The 20,684-nt window shown below is 42.4% G+C and carries 19 protein-coding genes; 11 read left to right on the top strand and 8 right to left on the bottom strand.

Features of this window, described 5'->3' with window-relative positions; genetic code table 11:
* Window positions 1-56 precede the first annotated feature (56 nt).
* Entirely contained in the window at window positions 57-2,687 is a 2,631-nt protein-coding gene (alaS, locus tag ACYVAA_RS12725) for an alanine--tRNA ligase (protein ID WP_460542232.1), read from the bottom strand.
* A gap of 134 nt (window positions 2,688-2,821) precedes the next feature.
* Between alaS and ACYVAA_RS12720 the strand changes: the two genes are divergently transcribed.
* On the top strand, window positions 2,822-3,799 hold the full coding sequence (locus ACYVAA_RS12720) for a peptidoglycan DD-metalloendopeptidase family protein (protein WP_460542230.1): 978 nt from the start codon (window positions 2,822-2,824) through the stop codon (window positions 3,797-3,799).
* Window positions 3,800-4,446: 647 nt separating this feature from the next.
* Here the strand turns inward: ACYVAA_RS12720 and ACYVAA_RS12715 are convergent.
* Window positions 4,447-5,469, bottom strand: coding sequence for a LacI family DNA-binding transcriptional regulator (locus tag ACYVAA_RS12715; RefSeq protein WP_460542228.1), 1,023 nt, complete (start codon window positions 5,467-5,469; stop codon window positions 4,447-4,449).
* Between the two features lie 342 nt (window positions 5,470-5,811).
* Between ACYVAA_RS12715 and ACYVAA_RS12710 the strand changes: the two genes are divergently transcribed.
* Both ACYVAA_RS12710 and ACYVAA_RS12705 read left to right on the top strand, forming a co-directional pair.
* Entirely contained in the window at window positions 5,812-7,239 is a 1,428-nt protein-coding gene (locus ACYVAA_RS12710; protein WP_460542226.1) for a sensor histidine kinase, read from the top strand.
* The gene (locus ACYVAA_RS12705; protein ID WP_460542224.1) at window positions 7,239-7,916 is read left to right on the top strand and encodes a LytR/AlgR family response regulator transcription factor; all 678 of its coding nucleotides are present in this window, start codon (window positions 7,239-7,241) and stop codon (window positions 7,914-7,916) included. The genes ACYVAA_RS12710 and ACYVAA_RS12705 overlap by 1 nt, the downstream gene beginning before the upstream one ends.
* Before the next feature lie 74 nt (window positions 7,917-7,990).
* On the opposite strand, the gene ACYVAA_RS12700 is transcribed toward ACYVAA_RS12705, so the two are convergent.
* Complete coding sequence (locus ACYVAA_RS12700; RefSeq protein WP_460542222.1) at window positions 7,991-8,356, bottom strand: hypothetical protein; 366 nt, start codon at window positions 8,354-8,356, stop codon at window positions 7,991-7,993.
* A gap of 350 nt (window positions 8,357-8,706) precedes the next feature.
* On the opposite strand from ACYVAA_RS12700, the gene ACYVAA_RS12695 reads away from it, so the two are divergent.
* Window positions 8,707-9,141: a hypothetical protein gene (locus ACYVAA_RS12695; protein WP_460542220.1), complete on the top strand. Its 435-nt coding sequence runs from the start codon at window positions 8,707-8,709 to the stop codon at window positions 9,139-9,141.
* 67 nt (window positions 9,142-9,208) lie between these two features.
* On the opposite strand, the gene ACYVAA_RS12690 is transcribed toward ACYVAA_RS12695, so the two are convergent.
* The 3 genes from ACYVAA_RS12690 to cfa all read right to left on the bottom strand — a co-directional run bounded on the left by ACYVAA_RS12690 (window position 9,209) and on the right by cfa (window position 11,574).
* The gene (locus ACYVAA_RS12690) at window positions 9,209-9,919 is read right to left on the bottom strand and encodes an SIMPL domain-containing protein (RefSeq protein WP_460542218.1); all 711 of its coding nucleotides are present in this window, start codon (window positions 9,917-9,919) and stop codon (window positions 9,209-9,211) included.
* A 216-nt stretch (window positions 9,920-10,135) separates the two neighbouring features.
* Window positions 10,136-10,339, bottom strand: a complete 204-nt coding sequence (locus ACYVAA_RS12685) for a YwbE family protein (RefSeq protein WP_460542216.1) — start codon at window positions 10,337-10,339, stop codon at window positions 10,136-10,138.
* A gap of 95 nt (window positions 10,340-10,434) precedes the next feature.
* Entirely contained in the window at window positions 10,435-11,574 is a 1,140-nt protein-coding gene (cfa, locus tag ACYVAA_RS12680; protein ID WP_460542214.1) for a cyclopropane-fatty-acyl-phospholipid synthase, read from the bottom strand.
* Window positions 11,575-12,116: 542 nt separating this feature from the next.
* On the opposite strand from cfa, the gene ACYVAA_RS12675 reads away from it, so the two are divergent.
* The 6 genes from ACYVAA_RS12675 to ACYVAA_RS12650 all read left to right on the top strand — a co-directional run bounded on the left by ACYVAA_RS12675 (window position 12,117) and on the right by ACYVAA_RS12650 (window position 17,133).
* The gene (locus ACYVAA_RS12675; protein ID WP_460542212.1) at window positions 12,117-13,655 is read left to right on the top strand and encodes a SulP family inorganic anion transporter; all 1,539 of its coding nucleotides are present in this window, start codon (window positions 12,117-12,119) and stop codon (window positions 13,653-13,655) included.
* A gap of 128 nt (window positions 13,656-13,783) precedes the next feature.
* The gene (gene map, locus ACYVAA_RS12670; RefSeq protein WP_460542210.1) at window positions 13,784-14,548 is read left to right on the top strand and encodes a type I methionyl aminopeptidase; all 765 of its coding nucleotides are present in this window, start codon (window positions 13,784-13,786) and stop codon (window positions 14,546-14,548) included.
* A 420-nt stretch (window positions 14,549-14,968) separates the two neighbouring features.
* Complete coding sequence (locus ACYVAA_RS12665) at window positions 14,969-15,295, top strand: TfoX/Sxy family protein (protein WP_460542208.1); 327 nt, start codon at window positions 14,969-14,971, stop codon at window positions 15,293-15,295.
* 11 nt (window positions 15,296-15,306) lie between these two features.
* The gene (locus tag ACYVAA_RS12660) at window positions 15,307-15,873 is read left to right on the top strand and encodes a Crp/Fnr family transcriptional regulator (protein WP_460542206.1); all 567 of its coding nucleotides are present in this window, start codon (window positions 15,307-15,309) and stop codon (window positions 15,871-15,873) included.
* Window positions 15,874-15,935: 62 nt separating this feature from the next.
* Entirely contained in the window at window positions 15,936-16,379 is a 444-nt protein-coding gene (locus ACYVAA_RS12655) for a carboxymuconolactone decarboxylase family protein (RefSeq protein WP_460542204.1), read from the top strand.
* Window position 16,380: 1 nt separating this feature from the next.
* Entirely contained in the window at window positions 16,381-17,133 is a 753-nt protein-coding gene (locus ACYVAA_RS12650) for a DJ-1/PfpI family protein (protein ID WP_460542202.1), read from the top strand.
* A gap of 312 nt (window positions 17,134-17,445) precedes the next feature.
* Here the strand turns inward: ACYVAA_RS12650 and gap are convergent, their stop codons facing one another.
* Together gap and ACYVAA_RS12640 are read right to left on the bottom strand one after the other, a co-directional pair.
* On the bottom strand, window positions 17,446-18,450 hold the full coding sequence (gap, locus tag ACYVAA_RS12645) for a type I glyceraldehyde-3-phosphate dehydrogenase (RefSeq protein WP_460542200.1): 1,005 nt from the start codon (window positions 18,448-18,450) through the stop codon (window positions 17,446-17,448).
* A gap of 329 nt (window positions 18,451-18,779) precedes the next feature.
* Window positions 18,780-20,183: an alpha/beta hydrolase family protein gene (locus tag ACYVAA_RS12640; RefSeq protein WP_460542198.1), complete on the bottom strand. Its 1,404-nt coding sequence runs from the start codon at window positions 20,181-20,183 to the stop codon at window positions 18,780-18,782.
* 109 nt (window positions 20,184-20,292) lie between these two features.
* Here ACYVAA_RS12640 and ACYVAA_RS12635 point away from each other — a divergent pair, with 109 nt between their 5' ends.
* Entirely contained in the window at window positions 20,293-20,523 is a 231-nt protein-coding gene (locus ACYVAA_RS12635) for a DUF3820 family protein (protein WP_460542196.1), read from the top strand.
* The last annotated feature ends 161 nt before the right edge of the window (window positions 20,524-20,684 follow it).

Below are 20,684 nucleotides of genomic sequence, written 5' to 3'. Positions count from 1 at the left end.
TCCAAAAATGGCAGAGTTTTACCCCAAAACCAAATCAATAACCTGAGAAAACACTATTATATGGACGAAAACATTTCTTTTGCCTTAACTACCACCTGGTCCAGGCCTTCCACCTTCTTCCCTCCAGCTGTTGCGAAGAAAGGCTGTCCGCCGCCGCCTCCCTGAATTTCTTTGGCTAGCTCTCGTACCACGTTCCCTGCGTTCAGGGATTTACCTTTTACCAGTTCTTCAGAAATGACCACTGCCACCTGCGGCTTACCGCTGATATCCGCGGCAATTACAGCCAACACATTGTCCACCTCATTCTTCAATTCAAACGCCAGCTTCTTCAAAGCATCTGCAGAAGGCAGATTTACTTTAGCGATGATCTGGTTGGTCCCGCCGATTTTCTCTCCTGCTTTGATCAACTCATCCTTCAAGGCTCCTGCCTGCTGAAGATGAAGACTCTCTATTTCCTTTTTCAGGTCATTTCTTTCTTGGATCAACCCCTCAATGGATTTCTTTAAATCCTTTGGGTTTTTAAGCAGTTCCTGCAATTCTTTGACCAAACTGACCTGTTGGTTGACATACTGCTCGGCAGCTTCCGCCGTAATGGCCTCTATTCTTCGGACTCCTGAGGATATCGAACCTTCTGAGACTATCTTAAACAGTCCGATTTTACCTGTAGAAGATACGTGTGTCCCGCCACAAAGTTCTACTGAATAATCAGCTCCAAAAGTGATCACCCGGACAAAGTTCCCGTACTTTTCCCCAAACAGTGCCGTCGCACCCATTTGCTTGGCCTCTTCTATAGGGACATTTCGCTGCTCCTGCAAGGGAATATTTTCCCTGATCTTTCTATTGACGATGCTTTCTACTTTGACAATTTCCTCATCGCTAAGCTTGCTGAAGTGGGAAAAGTCAAAGCGCAAAACCTGCTCATTTACCAATGACCCTTTTTGCTGGACATGGTCACCCAAAACTTCCTTTAGGGCTGCATGCAGCAAGTGGGTGGCCGTGTGGTTATTCATGGTCAAGGCCCTTTTGGAGGCATCCACCCTTCCGGTAAAGGAAGCCTCTGGATTTTGGGGAAGCTTTTCCACAAAATGTACAATGAGGTCATTTTCCTTTTTGGTGTCCAATACCTTGATGGTTTCCTGATCATTTACCAAAACCCCCTGATCACCAACCTGTCCTCCACTTTCGGCATAAAAAGGAGTCTCTTCCAGCACCAACTGGTACTTGGTCCCTTTCTTCTCTTTTATTTCCCTATATTTTACGATACTGGTAGTGGCCTCCAAGCTATCATAACCGACAAACTGGACTCCTCCGTCTTCACCTACCAGCACCCAGTCTCCCGTTTCCTGCTCTGCCGCAGCCCTTGAGCGTTCTTTTTGCTTGGCCATTTCCTCGTCAAAGCCTTTCTCATCCACGGAAATCCCGTTTTCTCTGGCGATCAAAGAGGTCAGGTCAAGAGGAAAACCAAAGGTATCGTAAAGCTCAAAGGCCACCTTTCCGGGGATAACCGCCTCATCTTTCTCCGCAAGGTCCGACTTGATCTGCTCCAACCGCTTCAGTCCATTGTCCAAGGTGCGCAAAAAGGCTGTTTCCTCTTCATAAATTACCTTGGCAATAAACTCTTGTTGGGAGGCAATTTCAGGAAACATCTCCCCAAAATGCTCAGCCAATAGCGGCAATAGTTCGTACAAAAACGGCTCCTGGAAGCCCAGGAAAGTATATCCATAACGCACCGCTCTCCTCAAAATCCTTCTGATCACATACCCAGCTTTGTTATTGGAGGGCAGCTGACCATCGGCTATGGTAAACGATATGGCCCGGATGTGGTCCACTATCACGCGGATGGCGATATCTATCTTCTCATCTTCCCCGTATTTCTTCCCGGCCTTTTTTTCTACCGCTTCTATAAACGGAGTAAATACATCTGTATCGTAATTGGAGGTTTTGTTCTGAATGGCACGTACCAATCGCTCAAAACCCATCCCTGTATCGATATGCTTAGCAGGAAGCTCTACAAGTTTCCCATTGGCCTGCCTGTTAAACTGGATGAATACAAGGTTCCATATCTCTATGACCTGTGGATGGTCCATATTGACCAATTCCTTTCCCGGAACCTGCTTGATCTCCTCCTCCGGTCTGAGGTCAATGTGGATTTCCGAACATGGTCCGCAGGGCCCTACATCTCCCATTTCCCAAAAGTTGTCTTTTTTGTCTCCAAAAAGGATCTTTGCTTTGTCCACATGGGCCGTCCAAAGCTCAAAGGCCTCCATATCTTTTTCAAGATTATCCCCTTTGTCCCCTCCAAAAACACTCACATAGAGCCTGTCAACAGGAAGTTTATACACCTCAGTAAGCAATTCCCATGACCATGCAATGGCTTCCTTTTTGAAATAATCGCCAAAAGACCAATTCCCAAGCATTTCAAACATGGTATGATGGTAGGTATCCACCCCCACTTCCTCCAAATCATTGTGTTTACCGGAAACCCTCAAACATTTCTGACTGTTGGTCGCCCGAGTACTGGCAGGCACCTCATTACCAAGGAAATAATCCTTAAACTGGTTCATCCCTGCATTGGTAAACATCAGCGTAGGATCATTCTTCAGCACAATTGGTGCAGAGGGTACAAATTGGTGTTGCTTGGATTGGAAATACTCGATGAAAGTACTTCTGATTCTTTTAGCGTCCATGGAAAGAGTTAAACTTATTTATATTCGGATAATACAATTGATATGCCTAAATTAGCGCGTTGAGCGATTTGCCCAAATCACCCAAAGCCCAATCTTAGGGGTACAAAAATAGGAGAATTACCAGTTATTTAATAATGAGTAGGATAAAATATTACTACGACCCGAAAACCTGTAAATACGAAAGGTATGTTAGGAGCAAATGGGATATAACCTTAAGTGTCTTGGGATTCTTATCGCTTTCCTCCATTTTCGCCGTGGGCATCCTGATCATTTTTAGCTACTATTTTGACAGCCCCAAAGAGCTCCTTCTGAAACGGGAAAATGAAGAGCTGCAACTTTACTATGACATGATGGACGAGGAAATCAGTCGACTCGGTGAGATGATGGCCGACCTCAAAGAAAGAGATGACAACCTGTACAGGGTCATTTTTGAATCCGAACCCATCCCCTCCTCCATCAGGGAAGCAGGCCACGGGGGGAGTGACCGGTTCAAAGACCTCAAAGACAAAGGTCTGGAGCAGGAAGACCTTATCGTCGGAGTAATGGAAAAGGTCGGACAATTGAAAAAACGGATGTATATCCAATCTCTTTCCTACGATGAACTTGCTGAAAAAGCCCTCAATAAAGAAGAATACTGGGCCTCCATTCCTGCTATACAGCCCGTACACAATGAAGACCTTAACCGTCTGGCTTCCGGCTTTGGCGTACGACTTCACCCCATTTTGAAAGTAAGGAAAATGCACACCGGAATTGACTTCTCCGCTCCCAAAGGGACTCCCATATATGCCACTGGTGATGGCAAAGTAGTAGAAGTCAAAACCGAATTTGGCGGATATGGCAAATCAGTGGTCATCGACCATGGCTTCGGGTTCCAAACCCGCTATGCCCACATGAATGAATTTATGGTCAGAAGAGGCCAGACCATCAAAAGAGGCGACCAAATCGGAACAGTTGGTAACACGGGATCCTCCACCGCACCGCATGTCCATTATGAAGTAATCAAGGACAATCGAATGATCAACCCTGTCCACTATTTCTTCAAAGACCTGGAGCCAAGTGAGTTTGATAAAATATTGGAACTTGCCTCAAGAGAGAACCAGTCTCTATCCTAACAACGACAACATTTGGAATTATTTTCAATGGTGAGGCAAGCATTGCCTCAGGGCGTAGATATTTACGATTGAACAGTATATCCAATCGTGAATACCTTAGTCTAACATTCAACCATTAAAGGAAGTGTCATTAGGCTTACTTGGAAAGTAATACCTTATTTCAGCTAATGACCATACCCTATCATTCAGACCATTGGATTATCCAATAGCTGGCAGCAAACAAATAGGCAATTCTGCAAGATTGGGCTTTATCAAATAGCCCTATTCTATCTATATAATAAAATAGATAACCACTGAAGCTAATATATACCCTCCCAAAAAGCTAAAAAATAAAGGCTCTGAAAGCCTAAGTTTTTTGTAATCAGGCAAATGCTGATGAGAGTATTTATAGCTTAACTTCCTGAAATATCTTTCCGGGTAGAAAGACAATAGACTAAGCCCATATACTAGGGTCAGAAACACGAAGGTAAATGCTATTTCCATCTCGGGGATTATTTCCCCAAAGTTAAGTTTATTTTAACAAACCTCACAAAAACCTCCCTGAAAGTTAAGCCTGTATTACCCAATATTCAAACTGACAAACCCTCCGCTTATCAGGACAGATGAACATCCCCCTACCATCAAACACCCAGGCTTTGATTATCTAATCAACCTTTCACAGACTCCCTTATAATCAAATCCGCACTTAAAACCACTTTCTCATTGGGACTCTGCATTCCCTTATTGATTTTGTTTAACAAAAGCTCCATGGCCTTCTCCCCCAGCTCATAGCCCGGCTGGTGGACTGTACTCAAAGTGGGACTTACAATCTCTCCCAACTTCCAGTTGCTAAACCCTACCACACCCACTTGTTCCGGAACTGAAATATGCTGCTCCCTCAAATATTTCATCACTCCCAACGCCACCAGATCAGTAACACAAAAAATCGCATCAGGGGGATCAGGCAAAGCCATCAATTCTTTTGCAAATCCGTACCCTTCCTCTTCTGTCAGCAGGTCGCAAACCTTTACAAATGCTTCCGGTAACTGCATTCCATTTTGTTCCAATGCTTCGGCATATCCCCGGTACCGTTCATTGGAATGCTGTACAATCAATCGGCCCCGAATATGGGCAATGCGCTTATATCCTAGTTGTATAAGGTGCTCTACCGCTTGAAAAGCTCCTGCATAATCATTGACCACCACCTTGGGGGTATCGAATTCATCAATGATCTTGTCCACCTGTACGACAGGAATGTCAGCGTTAATAAAATCCTCCAAATGCCCCACTTCCTCAGTTTCATTGGACAACGAAATGATTACCCCGTCCACCCGGCTGTTGAGCAGGGCTCTCGCCACTTTCCGCTCATCCTCCACTTGCTCATTGGATTGACAGATCATCACATTATAACCATGCTCATTGGCTTCCTTGATCACTCCACTGATGATCGATGAAAAAAACTGATGTACCAACTCAGGAATGATCAACCCGATATTGAAGGTTTTGTTTTTTCGAAAATTAACCGCCAATAAATTCGGGACATAATGATGCTTTTCCGCATAATCCTTCACCAACTTAATGGTTTCATCACTTATATCCGGATGGGACTTCAAGGCCCTGGAAACAGTGGAAACAGCCAAGCCCAATTCCCGTGCTATGTCTTTCAGTGTTAGCTGGTGCTTTTCTGACATGTATTTTCTCCCATTTTTAAATTGCCCGAAAAATTAAAAAGAAACCCTCACATTACCATCTCAAGCCTCTAAAATGTCTGCATTATTTAGAATCTGTTTAAATTGAAGCCTCGAAATTGTTTGCACAACCGATTGCGAAAACTTCGGGTTTGCAGGAATGAAATATTTTGGATTACTTTAAGTCAACGGTTGAAAATATCATCAACAAAACCTATTAAACCCTATCTGGTGACCCTTGTGTCACCTTTTTTTTATCCCTTTTTTCCATGGGTTGATCACATTTTTTTGTTCAGGGAACTTGCGCCAAGTATCATTGTCCTATCATTTTATTTAAAGCAAGCTATGAAAGAAAAACCTTTAGCATTTAGGCAAATCGAATGGTGGATGATCTCCATCCCGTTTTTTATCATTATCCTGACAAATATTTTGGGCGCCAAATATGGCCTCAGCTCTTTTAGCCATCATCATGCCAACATGACGCGGTACTTCGCCTATGTTTTTATCCCTTCTATCATCTTTGCTGCTTTTTATTTTTTCCACATGAAGGTGCTTCCCTCCTATTCGCGGAACAAAAAGACGTGGAAACTAATTTTGTTCGGTTTGCTTATCTTCTTTTTCTCTTGGGCTATGACCGGGGCTTTCGATACGGCAGCTGGTTTTGGAGATGCCCCCTTTGTCCCTTTTTATTTTTCCGGAGTTGCCGTTTATATAGGTTACCTTTTTGTGGCATCCTTCTTAAAAAAGGTACTTCTTGAAAGAAAAACGCCGAATTACCTTCTCTATAATATTTTTAGAATCATCGTTCTTTACATTTTTCTGTTGACCTTTTTGGTAAAGTTCCACCAATATTTCCATTTTCTCATCCTTATCATCTATGCATTTGTTATCCCTGCTATCGCACTCATATTTGTCTACAACTATTTTTTGATACACAGAAAAAAAGAAATCGGTCTTCAGAAAGAGGCTAAACTGTATTATTGGCTTTTACCTGTTTTGATGGCCATTCTATTTATCACGATTGCGGGTATTTCAGAAAGCGAGGAAGCTATACTGGCGGGAATAGTTTCCATCGTCCTGTTAATGTTGGTCATCAACCCCATCACCACTGCTGTTTTCAAAAAATATCAGCACTATCTTGAGAAGCTGGATAAGTTGAATATTCAATTGGAAGAAAAATCAACAGACCTCAAACAGCTCAGGAATCAGATCAATCCACATTTCCTTTTCAATGCCCTCAATACCATTTATGGCATATCCCTGCAGGAAAATGCCGAAAAAACTGCCGAAAGCGTGCAAAAACTGGGAGACATGATGCGCTTTATGCTGCATGAAAACACCCAAGAACTTATCCCCTTGGAAAGGGAAATCGATTATCTTGTCAACTATGTGGACCTGCAGGAACTCCGTATTCAAGAACAGGACAACATTGAAATCTTGTTCAGCCGAAAAGAAGGGCATTGTAAAGGCACTATTGCCCCCATGCTGTTGATTCCATTTATTGAGAATGCTTTTAAGCATGGAATCAGCCTGCAGAAAAATTCATGGGTCAAAATCAATTTACGCTGTCTGGAAGGATCACTACACCTGGACATCAATAACAGCATCCATCGCAAAAGTGATGATGACCCTGAAAAAATAGCCTCTGGTATCGGCTTGCCAAATGTAAAACAGCGTTTACAGCTCCTTTATCCTCACCGGCACGAATTGATCATCCGAGAAAATGATCTGGAATATTTTGTACATTTATCTATCCAACTGAACAAAAGCTAATGTTGAATGCCATAGCAATAGATGACGAACCATTGGCCTTGGAGGTGATCAAGAGCCATGCCTCTAAGGTAAGCTTTCTTAACCTTCAGCAGACCTTCACCAATGCCTTTACCGCTTTGGATTATCTCCAAAACGACCCTGTTGACCTTATATTCCTGGACATCAAAATGCCTGATATCTCAGGAATGGAATTTGCTACTTTGCCCGCCAATAAGCCCATGATCATTTTTACCACCGCTTATTCGGAACATGCCGTTAAAAGCTTTGAATTGGAAGCCATCGATTATCTATTGAAGCCTTTTTCCCTGGCCAGATTCACCAAAGCCTGTACCAAGGCCAATGAACTTTGGCTGCTCAAAAACAGCAAAGGAACAGAAAAAACATCCATCTTCCTAAAAACAGGATACGAGCAGGTAAAGGTATTATTGGAGGAGATACTGTTTCTGGAGGCTTCTGGAAACTATGTTACCTTCCAGACAACAAACAACAAAATCATGACAAGGATGACTTTTCAAGAAGCGGAAAAGCTACTTCCTGACTCGTTTTGTCGTATTCACCGGTCGTATATCGTTAACACTAACCTGATTGACAAAATTGAAAGGCACCAAGTCAGTATCGGCAAAACAAAGGTTCCAATAGGAAGTAGCTATATGGATAATTTAAAGCTTCCCCTATAGCTACTTCCAGTACTCAACCTAAAGTAAATACTCCTTTCCGATTGGAATTTGAGGAAGGGATTTTACCGGAGAAATCACCTGGCGGCCGATTGTGATCCATAAGCTGAACAGTCCACATCTTCCAACGAGGCCTCTGCTTCCGCCACCGCCTGTTCCCAGTCATTTCTTTGCTGGTTGGTCAAGGCCCCACAGTCTCCATAGGGATCCAGCGCATTCAAGTAGGCTTGATAGGCCACTACATAAGCTTGGCAGGTACTGGCGTTTGGATTCTGCCCAAAATTCTGTGCAGCAGCAACCACAGCATTCGATTCAGCTTGTAATTCCGTGGACCAAGCCACAGAACAAGGAGGGGTATCGTCTCCATTGGAATTGCAATTGGTAAATACCAAAGCAAAGCTTAGGGTGAGCAGATAACCCAATACATGAACTTTAGAAGTCAATCCTCCCATAGTTACAAAATTCAATTAAACACACACACGATAGATGCTAATGAAATTTTGATATATTACATCAAAAACCCTTTTCCAAGCCTTAAATTACCTTTATAAAGGCACAAAAAGCCCATCCCTTTTCCTATCACCCTCCGTCCCTACTCATAACATTTTTCCAAGGTCCACCATTGAAAGTCGGATACTCCCCTTTCGTCCCCCTTTGTAAATCCGCAGATGCTTATCCTCTTTTTCCCCAAATGACAGATAAGCTTAAAAGATGCGCACAATCTCAGCGAAAAAGGTTAAAATCTCCTAAGTTTTCCGTTAATTTGAGCTGAAAAATCATTTTAAGAAACATAATGCAAACAGGAATCCAACACCTTCATTCTGGTATGGCCTATTTGGTTCTGGCCGGACTAGCCATTGTTTTCATCTATTCACTGATAGGAGCTTTAAGCAACAAAGACTTCACCGACAAGGACCGTAAGTTTGGACTCATCGGATTGATCCCCGCCCATATTCAGCTTTTGGCAGGTCTTCTCATCTACTTTATCAGCCCACTGGGATTTTCCAACTTATCCGGAGGAAATGCCATGGGCGATCCCGTGAGCAGACTTTATGCACTGGAGCACCCACTAATCAATATCCTTGCTATTGTCCTGATCACCGTGGGTTACAGCAGGGCCAAAAAGCTCTCTGTGAGCAAAGCCCGCTTTAGAAGCCTTTACATGTTTTACGGTATCGCATTGCTATTGATACTGTCCAGAATCCCTTGGGATGCCTGGATGGCATAAAAAATAAAACAACTAAAGGGGCTTTCAAGGCCCCTTTGGTTTTCTTGGATAAAATAATTCCTACCCCTCAGTCTTCCAGTAGGTATTCTATGGTGGATACCACCCTGACTGTTTTTATCTCCGGTGTGTTCGGATCCCTATCCGAAATGGTAAAAAGTCCCTGTCTGGCGGATTTGATCTTACCGACCTTTGAACCTGAATCTTGGGCAAACTTTTCAGCCACCTCTTTGGCCTTTTTTGTAGACTCCTCTACCATTTCCGGTTTGATATCGTTGAGCTGGGTATAAATATACTCAATGGGCCTCCAGCTGTTTTTGGCCCCAATTACGATCCCTTTTGAAGTCAGGTCCAATGAAGCGGCCAAGGATTTTTTGATCTTCTCAATCTCCTTGGTACGGATGGTGATTTCTGATTTGGCAATATACCTAAACTCCCTGTTTCTGTCTCCGTCCCCATAAAACTGCGCTTTGGAATCCACAATATTGGTCGCACCAATGCTCACCTCCTCCTGATCAAAGCCCATGTCTTCAAAAAAAGCCTTTACTTCCTTTTTTTGCCCATCAAGCTTTTCGTTTAAGTCCTGAAGTTCATTACCAGCCAAGGTGATCTCAATTGGCCAAACCGCCAAATTGGCCTCCACTTCCCGCTCAGAAAGTCCTTTTGCCTCCACATAACGCTCATAAACCTTGGCCCTGCGGTGCATATCTCCGATAAAATACCCCGAAACAATAACAGCCACTGCCAGCAGGGCTGTTTTGATCCAATCCAGTTTTTCCATAAAAATGAGTTATTGGTTATTAATTGTTGATTTAAAATTCTTAGAAAAGTCCCTTGTAAGTCCCTTTGGTAAGAAAGCTGTCTTTTGCATTTACCATTGTCCCCTTACTGAAAAAACCCCAATGGGTTTTCATCCAAAAGTCAGTTGCCCAGCTCTTAGGGCTTTAGCAGCGCATGTTGACCTCCACTTGAAAGTGGCCATATGCTCAACAGCAGTTCAATCCTCTTCAATAATGTTTTTAACCCTCCCTACTTCACCAGTATCCAACATTACCTTTATACCATGGGGATGGTTGGGAGATTTGGTCAGTATACGTTTAACCAGCCCTTCTGTAAGCTCTCCCGTTCTTTGGTGATGCTTCTGGACAACCTCTACTAAATCACCGATGTTTATATCTTTTCTGTTTCTTCCGTCTGGCATGATTTCATGAATTGGGTAAAAATTTACGGCAAGCTAAGCCATTCTTTGATCAATTCCATGAAGTAGCAAGCCTTTTACCCTAAAATCATCTGCTTTCACATGGCCTGGCTCTTGGACAGATCCCTCACCGCTTTATAATCTCCCTCAAACGTATCTTTGACCATCACTATTTGCCACAATTGGTTCTTTCTTGCTCTGAAAGAACCGGCGCAGCAATTCAGATAATACTCCCACATTCTATAAAAACGATCGTCGTACTTTTGCCTAAAGTCGCCCCAGGCATCTTTGAACCTCTTCAGCCAGGCCATAAGCGTATAATCATAATGCAATCCGAAATTATGCCAGTCCTCAATAAGCAAATAACCTTCCATGGCCTTTGTCAGCTGGGCAGCGGAAGGTATAAGGCTGTTGGGGAAAATGTATTTATCAATCCACGGATCTGTGTACTTATAAGACCGGTTATTTCCGATGGTGTGGAGCAAAGTGATGCCGTTTTCTTTGAGGTTTTTACTGACCACTTTCATGTATTCCCGATGGTTTTTGGCCCCTACATGTTCCATCATTCCGATCGATAGGATCCTATCAAACGGCTCGTCCACCTCTCTGTAATCTTGTAGTCTAATGTCCACCTTCAACCCTGCACAACGCTCTCTGGCCAATTTTGCCTGTTCCTTGGAAAGAGTTATCCCCACTACCTTAACCTGATAATTGCTAGCGGCGTAAGCAGCAAAACCACCCCATCCACATCCAATGTCCAAGACCTTCATCCCCGACTCCAACTTCAGTTTTTGACAGATCAGCTCCAGTTTGTTTTCCTGCGCCTCATCCAGACTTTCCGCATTATGCCAATAACCACAACTATACATCATATTCCTATCGAGCATTCTTGTATAGAGCTCGTTATCCACATTATAGTGCTGCACAATGAGGTTTTTCGAATACCCTCTGGTTTGTAAATTAAAAAACCTCGCCTTAAAAGCCGTCCACAACATTTTCAGGCTTCCCTTCACCCTCCTGTCCAAGTTTACCTTAAGAATTCGCTTAAAAAATTCATCCAGGGCTTTGCAGTCCCACCATCCATCCATATAGGACTCTCCGAGACCAAGTGAACCTTCCCTGATCACCCTTCGAAAAAACTTTGGATTGTTTACCGTAATATCGTACGGCGCTTTCCCCTCTGTTCCAATGCCGGCAACAGCTAAAAGTTCCTGGACCATTTTCCTGTAAGTATCCATGCTGATGTCAATTTACGTTCCCCTTCTATCCACCAAATTGGTATTTTATCCAAAAGATGATCTCTCCTTCATCTTACCCTATTATCACATCTACTTAAATTTATTAAAATGAAATGAAGATGTAAAACCTTAAGACCTCCTCATCTGGAAAATCTTCCGTTCTATTCACCAGACAAACATCAAAAACGCACAAAAACAGCCACTCGGTTAAATTTCTATTAAAAAATCAGACAATAATTTAACCATTAGCATTAAATACTTAATTTTGTTCAAAATTCATCAATAATGAATCAAGCTATCCAAAATCTGGGACCTTATAAATCATCTGAAATAACAGGTAAATAGTCCCTGGAACTGAAACATTATTCTGAAAATAAAAAACAGTTACCTTTGCAAAGCAGAGAACAAACCTAAGCCTATAAGCTAATGTGCCCTCATCCCAATGGAGTTCCTTTGCCAGGGCATACTCGCTTTACAGGAATTATGATAAAACCCCTTTCTAACTCCCAGTATCACATTAAACTAAATTAATTCGTAAAGACATGACACAAATGTTCTTTAATCTATTTCGTCCAAAAGAATCCAATCTCAAAGACGAAGTATTATCCGGCCTAACAGTTGCGCTGGCGCTCGTACCGGAGGCAGTAGCCTTTTCACTTATTGCTCAGGTATCTCCTTTGATAGGCCTTTACACCGCCTTTTTTATCGGTTTGATCACCTCTATTTTGGGAGGTAGACCGGGAATGATCTCTGGGGCCACTGGAGCCATAGCAGTAGTTGTCGTAGCCTTGGTGGTTAGCCACGGGGTCGAATACCTTTTTGCAGCGGTCATCCTTATGGGTATCATTCAGATCCTAATCGGTGTATTAAAGCTAGGAAAACTGATCAGGCTGGTTCCGCACCCGGTGATGTTTGGCTTTGTCAACGGGCTGGCCGTCATCATTTTCTCCTCGCAGTTTGAACAATTCAAAATAGAAACCAGCCCAGGTGTAAAAGAGTGGATCACCGGACCTCCTTTGTACATCATGCTGGGCTTGGTCATATTGACCATGGTCATCATTAAGTTTCTCCCCAAAGTCACCAAGGTCATCCCTTCAGCCTTAGCGGCCATCTTGGTAATTTCTGGGATAGTGATTTTCGGAAATGTGGACACCAAAACAGTTGGGGATATGGCTTCTATTTCCGGAGGACTGCCAGAATTCCACCTGCCCATGGTTCCGCTAAACTGGGAGACCTTTATGGTGGTACTTCCCTATTCGGCCATCATGGCCGGTGTAGGTCTGATCGAAAGCCTTTTGACCCTTTCCCTGGTGGATGAAATCACCGAAACGCGTGGAAATGGCAACAAGGAGTGTATAGCCCAGGGAGTGGCCAATATCACTACCGGTTTCTTTGGCGGAATGGGCGGTTGCGCCATGATCGGCCAAAGTTTGATCAACGTCAATGCTGGTGGTAGAAACCGTATTTCGGGGATTGTGGCCGCCTGTGGGCTACTTACCTTTATCCTTTTCTTCTCTTCCTATATTGAGATGATCCCCATGGCGGCACTGGTAGGACTGATGTTTATGGTCGCCATCGGAACCTTCGAATGGGCCTCTCTAAAGATCTTCAAGAAAGTCCCTTTCTCAGATGTACTGGTTATGATCGTAGTTACCTTGGTGACCATCTTCCTTCACAACCTGGCCCTGGCCGTATTGGTAGGGGTTATTATTGCTGCTTTGGTGTTTGCTTGGGAGAATTCAAAAATGATCCGCGCCAGAAAAAGAATCGATGAAAACGGAGTAAAACATTACGATATCTACGGACCGCTTTTCTTTGCCTCTGCCCAGGCTTTTGGAGAAAAGTTTGATCCCACCAACGACCCTGACGAAATCATCATTGATTTTGCTGAAAGCCGAATCGTGGACCATTCGGGCATAGATGCCGTCCATAAGGTTACCGAAAGATACGACAAGGTAGGAAAAACCGTCTATATCCGGCACCTGAGCACCAGTTCCAAAACCTTGCTGGAAAAAGCCGAAAAAATCATCAATATCAATTATGCCGATGATGATCCCAGCTATAAGATTGTAATGGACTAAACAGAGCAGTGTTTATCCAAGTAAAAAGGGCAGTGTTTTCCATTCACTGCCCTTTTTTGTTTCATTAAATTTCTTTCCATTTCTTCGTATTTTAATGGTGTTGGACAAAAACAACTAAATCACAACAAATGTCAATCACAAAAGAAGCTGAACTTATTGGGATGCAACGTATCAGTCAAGTAGTGGCAGAGACACTTAAACAGATGAGGCGGCACGCAAAAATCGGAATGTCAACAAAAGAGCTTGATAATTTTGGAGGCGCTTTACTTGCAAGTTTTGGAGCCAAATCAGCACCTTTTGAAACATATAGTTTCCCTGGTTATACTTGCATAAGCTTAAACCATGAAGCTGCACATGGAATTCCTTCTCCCCACAAAATCCTAAAAGAGGGAGACTTAATAAATATCGACGTATCTGCCGAATTGGATGGATTTTGGTCAGATAATGGAGGCTCGTTTGTCCTTGGGAAGGACATTCACCACCACCTTCCCTTAGTGAATGCTTCAAGGGAGATCCTTTACCTGGCTATAAACAGGATCAAAGGAGGCGTAAAGATTTCAGACATTGGTGGCTTGATCGAAACAGAAGCCAATAAAAGGGGCTTCAAAGTATTAAAAAACCTGGCCGGACATGGTGTAGGAAGAAGTCTTCACGAAAAACCGGAAGACATATTAAACTATAGGGTTAAAAGCAACCATGAACGATTTAAGAAAAACACTACAGTAGCGATAGAAACCTTTATTTCCACCCATTCCACATTTGCTGAGGAGCTTAATGATGGATGGACATTAGTAGGAAACAAGGGAGGTTATATCTCCCAACATGAGCAAACGATACTTATTACAGATGATTCACCAATTATCTTAACAGCCTCCAATGAAATATGGAATTGATTTTAAGCAGTTGCTAATTTTTTATAGTGCACCATTGGTTGTCAAGGTGCCTTCCTGATCGTATTGAAGATGTTTAGATTACCATAAACTTGCCAAATTAGCTCCTTAGGAAAAGGTCCTGACACCAGTTCCAAAACCTTGCTGGAAAAAGCCGAAAAAATCATCAATATCAATTATGCCGATGATGATCCCAGCTATAAGATTGTAATGGACTAAACAGGGCAATACTTATCCAAATATGTATATCCAAATTAAGAAGAGCAATGTTTTTTAGTCACAGCCTATTTTTGTGTTTTTAGTTAGTTTCCCTAACTCACATCAGAGATCTCTTACAAAAAGAATATAAACCGATCATCTCCATATTTGGGACAAAAAAGTTAAATTCAACCTATAACAATTGAAATAACCTAACAAGAACCTATGGCTGTTAATGAAGCGTATCTAAATTATATCCTTGACCAGCTTTCTGAATTCGGAAAAGTGGAGACTAAAAAAATGTTTGGAGGAGTCGGGATTTTCAAAGAAGGGCTGATGTTTGCAAAAATCGGTGGGGACATTTTCAGGTTAAAAGTTGATGCAACCAACCAAAAACAGTTTGAAGACAAAGGAATGAAGCCTTTTTATTCAGAAACTAAAAAGAAAGGAATGCCCTATTGGGAAGTTCCTCAAGAAATCCTGGAAGACCGAAAAGAGTTGGCCAAATGGGCAAAGCAGTCTTATGAAATAGCCCAAAAAGCATCAAAGTAATCCCTGTGCACATGCTGTTTGACCATATCAACCGATTTACACCAATTAGCAAAAGTGAGTTTGAGCAAATTGAACCATTTTTTGAAAAAAGATCCGTTGCTAAAAAAGAAATACTATACAGGGCCGGTGACCATGCTTTAAAGCATTATTTTGTTTCCAGTGGCTGTGTTCATTTATATTTTATCAACGAACGGGGAAGTGAACAAACCTTACAGTTCGCCATTGAGAACTGGTGGATCACTGATTATTTGGCTTTCCAAAATAACGGGCGCTCAGATTTTTTTATTCAGGCCGTTGAACCATCTGAATTATTACAAATTAGCTTTCAAAAACAAGAAGAAATGCTCCGAAAATTTCCTCAGATGGAAACGTATTTTAGAAACATTTACCAAAAGGCCTACGGTGCGGCAATCATGCGGATGAAGTATATTTTTTCCTATTCCAAAGAAGAAATCTACTTTAGGTTCCGTGATGCTTTCCCCGAGTTTGTCAACAATGTCCCACAATATTTGGTAGCAACCTATTTGGGTTTATCCCCTGAATATGTCAGTAAATTAAGAAGAAAGAGCATTTCTTGAACCCGTTCAATTTTATTGCAAATTAGCCGATCTACCTTTGTTCCATACTAAAGCACAAACAAATGGAACATAGAATTCAGCTCGACCAATTGCAACCGGAAGCCTATAAAGGAATGTATGTCCTGGAAGACTACCTGAATAAAAGCCCCCTTACGAAAACCCACAAAGAACTCATCAAAATCAGGGCATCCCAAATCAATGGCTGTGCTTTTTGTATCAACATGCACACAAAAGATGCCTTGAAAAATGGAGAAACACAAGAACGCCTGTTTCTTCTAAACGCTTGGAAAGAAACGGAGTTGTTCACAGCAGAAGAAAGAGTACTCCTATCGATCACCGAAGAAATCACTCTTATCCATAGAAAGGGACTTTCCACCGCCACCTACAACACGGCATTGGAGCATTTCTCAGAAACCTATCTTGCACAAATAATCATGGCCGTGACCGTCATCAATGCCTGGAACAGAATCGCGATCAGTACCCTAAAACCCATAAGCAATGAATAGAATGAAGAAATTAACCATCATGTCAATGCTCCTACTTGCGGGATCAGTAGGCTGCAAAAACGAAACGTCAAGTACTGATCCGGTTTCAGAAAATCAGCGTGTTACCGCAAATAACCGGTTTGAATTTTCACCAAAGACAAAGAAAATTGACCCGGAATTACCGACCATCGGTGTGCTGATGTACAATGGCGTATTGATGACTGAAGTAACGGCTCCTTTGGATGTTTTTTCCAAACCCTCAGAAGATGGAAAACAGCTGTTCAACATCATAACCATTGCTGAAAACTATGCAATGATTACCTGTGAAGAAGGACTTCGGATGTTCCCGGACTACGCCTACAACAATGTCCCTCAACTTGATGCAGTATTTGTCCCAAGCGCTTATGACATGAGCGAAAAAATTAAAGATAAAGCATTGCTCAGTTTCATAATAGAGGAAAATTCAACAACCGAATATACCGTGAGTAATTGCGGCGGAGCCTCCTTGATCGGGGAAACGGGAATTGCCGATGGCAAAAAGATCGTCACTTGGATCGGAGGAGGCGAAGAACTTCAAAAAAATTATCCCAATCTAAAAGTTCAGGATGACCATAAGGTAAGCTATATCGAAGATGGTAAGTTTTTGTCTTCGAACGGAAATCTTGCTTCCTATATTTCTTCTTTAGAACTTTTGGAAAAGCTGACCAACAAAGAACACCGCAAATTTGTCGAATCCTATTTATACCTGGACAGGCTCCAAAATTGGAAGGAATAAATATCCTGAAGGTTTTCACAGTGACTTGGCTGAAGCCTGGAATCAGCCCGAAGCCAGGAACAAGCTATAATCACAACCTAACCAGTTGATGCTATCCAGATGAAAAGATGATATAAAACATCTCCCTATAAATAAAACAGCGCTTATTCGAATCGCTGTTTTATTGAAACTTCTGATCAGCAAAAAAACTTCCTATTAAAATCCGTATTTATCTGCGGATGTCTTTTTCCACGGAACACCCTATAACCACAAAAAAAGCCGGTCAAAATTCCTCTTGACCGGCTTTTACTATTTTTAAGGTATTTTCACCTCTTATTTGCTAGCGATATAAGCTACTAGGTCTACTACTTTGTTAGAGTAACCCCACTCGTTGTCATACCAAGATACCAATTTCACGAACTTGTCGCTCAACTGGATACCGGCACCTGCGTCGAAGATAGAAGTTCTTGCGTCACCGATGAAGTCATTAGAAACCACTTGGTCTTCAGTATAACCCAAGATACCTTTCAATTCACCGTCAGCAGCTTCCTTCATTTTGGCACAAATCTCTTCATAAGTAGCACCTTTCTTCAGTCTTACAGTAAGGTCAACTACAGAAACGTCAGGAGTCGGAACTCTGAAGGCCATACCGGTCAATTTACCGTTCAATTCAGGAATCACTTTACCTACAGCCTTAGCAGCACCAGTAGATGAAGGGATGATGTTTTGGCCAGCACCACGTCCACCTCTCCAGTCTTTCACTGAAGGACCGTCTACAGTCTTCTGAGTAGCGGTAGTTGCGTGTACTGTAGTCATCAAACCTTCTTCGATACCCCAGTTGTCATTTACCACTTTAGCCAATGGAGCAAGACAGTTGGTAGTACAAGAAGCGTTAGAAACGAACTGCATATCAGAAGTGTAAGAAGATTCGTTTACTCCCATTACGAACATAGGCGTGTCATCTTTAGAAGGAGCTGACATAACCACTTTCTTGGCACCAGCTTCGATGTGACCTTTGGCAGTTTCCTTAGTCAAGAACAAACCAGTTGATTCTACTACATACTCAGCACCAACCTCAGACCATTTCAAGTCAGCAGGATTTCTTTCTGAAGTTACACGGATAGCGTTTCCGTTCACTACAAGCTTACCGTCTTTTACCTCAACATCACCTTTGAAAATACCGTGAGTTGAATCATATTTCAACATATAAGCCATGTAATCTACGTCCACCAAGTCGTTGATACCTACGATTTGGATATCATCTCTCTCCTGAGCAGCACGGAAAACAAGTCTTCCAATTCTTCCGAATCCGTTAATTCCTACTTTAATCTTTGTCATTTTTAATTAAGGTTAATAGGTAAAATTATTTTTGTTTTCTTTTTAATCGACTAGTTCACTTCACCACTTTCAAACACCCTTTTTTGGGGAATTCCCCAAGTGCCTGATATGCTAAAAACATCCTGAACCTATAATTTAGGATGGCGATTTTTACAAGGCCAAATTTATTGAATTAAAATTTAGTAAGGAAATTAAGCCACTACTAATCCATCACATTTCTATAGTTTTTGCCCTTTTCTTGGCAATTCTTTTAACCGATTACACAAATTACTGCCAATTTGAAAATAATTCCTTCCTTCAAAATCCTCTCCTCCCGACCTGATAGCGGTTCAAAGTGAATTGATCCATTCCACCATCTCTTGCATCACCTCTTCGCTAAAGGTTTCTTCAAGAAGTGCGTACTCACTGATGCCCCCAGTTTCCGACTGCTGAAATAAGTGGTTAAGGCCAGGATAAACCTTGAGACGGATATTCTCTTGCCCTTCTTCCTGAATGATATCCTCCAAGGCTTCGCGATTTACGGGACCGTTTACCTGAACATCATTTTCCGCAAATAAGGCCAACGCAGGAATTGTAGTTCTTTGGATATAGGGCTTGGGATCAAATCGCATAAAGGTATGATACCAAGGGGTAATCAACTTGCTGTACGCTTCCTCCAAACGCTGAAGTTGGTCATTGTTAACGCTATCGGCACCGTATTCATTGAACCAATAACGCTTTAGGGCCATCGAAAGGTTCTCTTCTAACTGGTCAAAATCTTCGGTTTCATTAAAAACAGTATAAATCAACTGATTGATTTTCTGCTGTTCTGCCACCAATTCCTCCGAGGCTCCATTTGACCTCAAAACATCCTGGGTTTGCTGCATCATCAAATCAGGAATAGGAACTACAGGCCCCGCCAAAGAAATTATAAAATTCAGCCCCCTATCCTCTGCTCCCATAATCCATGCTATCATTCCTCCTTCGCTATGACCGATCACGCCTATTTTAAGTTGGTTTACGAAAGGAAACTTCCTCAAATGCTCGATCGCCACGGATGCATCTTGTTTAAAATCAAAACTAGTCGCCGATTCAAACTCACCCTCCGAAGCGCCAACGCCTCGTTCATCATAGCGCAAAACGGCTATCCCATTTTGGGTAAGGTAGTCTGCAAGGACCAAAAAAGGCTTGTGTCCAAAGATCTCCGCATCCCTGTTTTGCTGTCCGGATCCGTTTACCAGCACCACTGCCGGAAAGGGCCCGTTTCCTTTGGGCTTGGTAAGGGTTCCTTTTAGGCTGATGCCCGACTTCAAGTTTGAAAAAGAAGTCTGCATGACCTCATATCCATAAGGTTCCTGTGGCTCTTGTGGCTTTGGTTTGACTGAAAGCTCTTCCTCCACCATTTTTATAAGGATCAAAGGAAAATCCATCTGTCCTTGGGTAAACACCCCTTTAATGGTGTCATTTTTTAACTCCCCCTGATAAGATATCAGGTACTGCTCTATGCCCAGTTCCACTTTGGAATTGGCAAAAAGCACTTTGTTCATTTGTATCCCTTTTGCTCCTTGGGCAGGACTGTCCATACTTCCTTCCCAGCCTCCATCTGCTGGATTGAAGTGAAAAATCAGAGGCAGTGTCTGCGCCATCACCTTCAGCTCCCCTTTCCAACTTCCGGATAGGGAGCCCACTTGCGCTTCGGCAACATTACATAGGCCCACCATTAGCAAGATGATCATCAGTTTAAGCCCCCTCATTTTCCCCGATTAAGATTATTATTTTTGTTTTCAATCAGAAATTATTTTTTCCTCTTTAAATGCAAGGCATAAAATTTAAAGTTAAAAGTATTTTCCAATATCTTCGCGCATGCAGAAAGAAATCCTGATCGACCTGGTCACCAAGAAAATGCCATTTGGAAAACACAAGGGACAATTGATTTGTGACATCCCGGAACATTACCTGGTATGGATGCATGGCAAAGGTTTTCCTGAAGGCAAACTTGGCATGTGGCTCCACACCATGTATGAAATCAGGATCAATGGACTGGAGTACTTGCTGGTGGAGCTCAAAAAGAAAATACGGCAAGGACAGCTGTAAAAAACCACCTATCAGCAAACAGCAAAGGAGCCATCCATCTTTGTTCTCTCAGCCTCAAAAACAGCTCCTCATTCCCGCATACAATCACTACCACTTTCTTTATCTCCTCCTAATTCCTTTTTACGATTATCCGTAATTACACCATTAAATTTATTTCTCAC

This window comes from Echinicola sediminis (assembly GCF_054777495.1).
The sequence above is the reverse complement of the archived record's forward strand: the minus strand, read 5'-3'. Positions and strand labels throughout refer to the sequence as shown.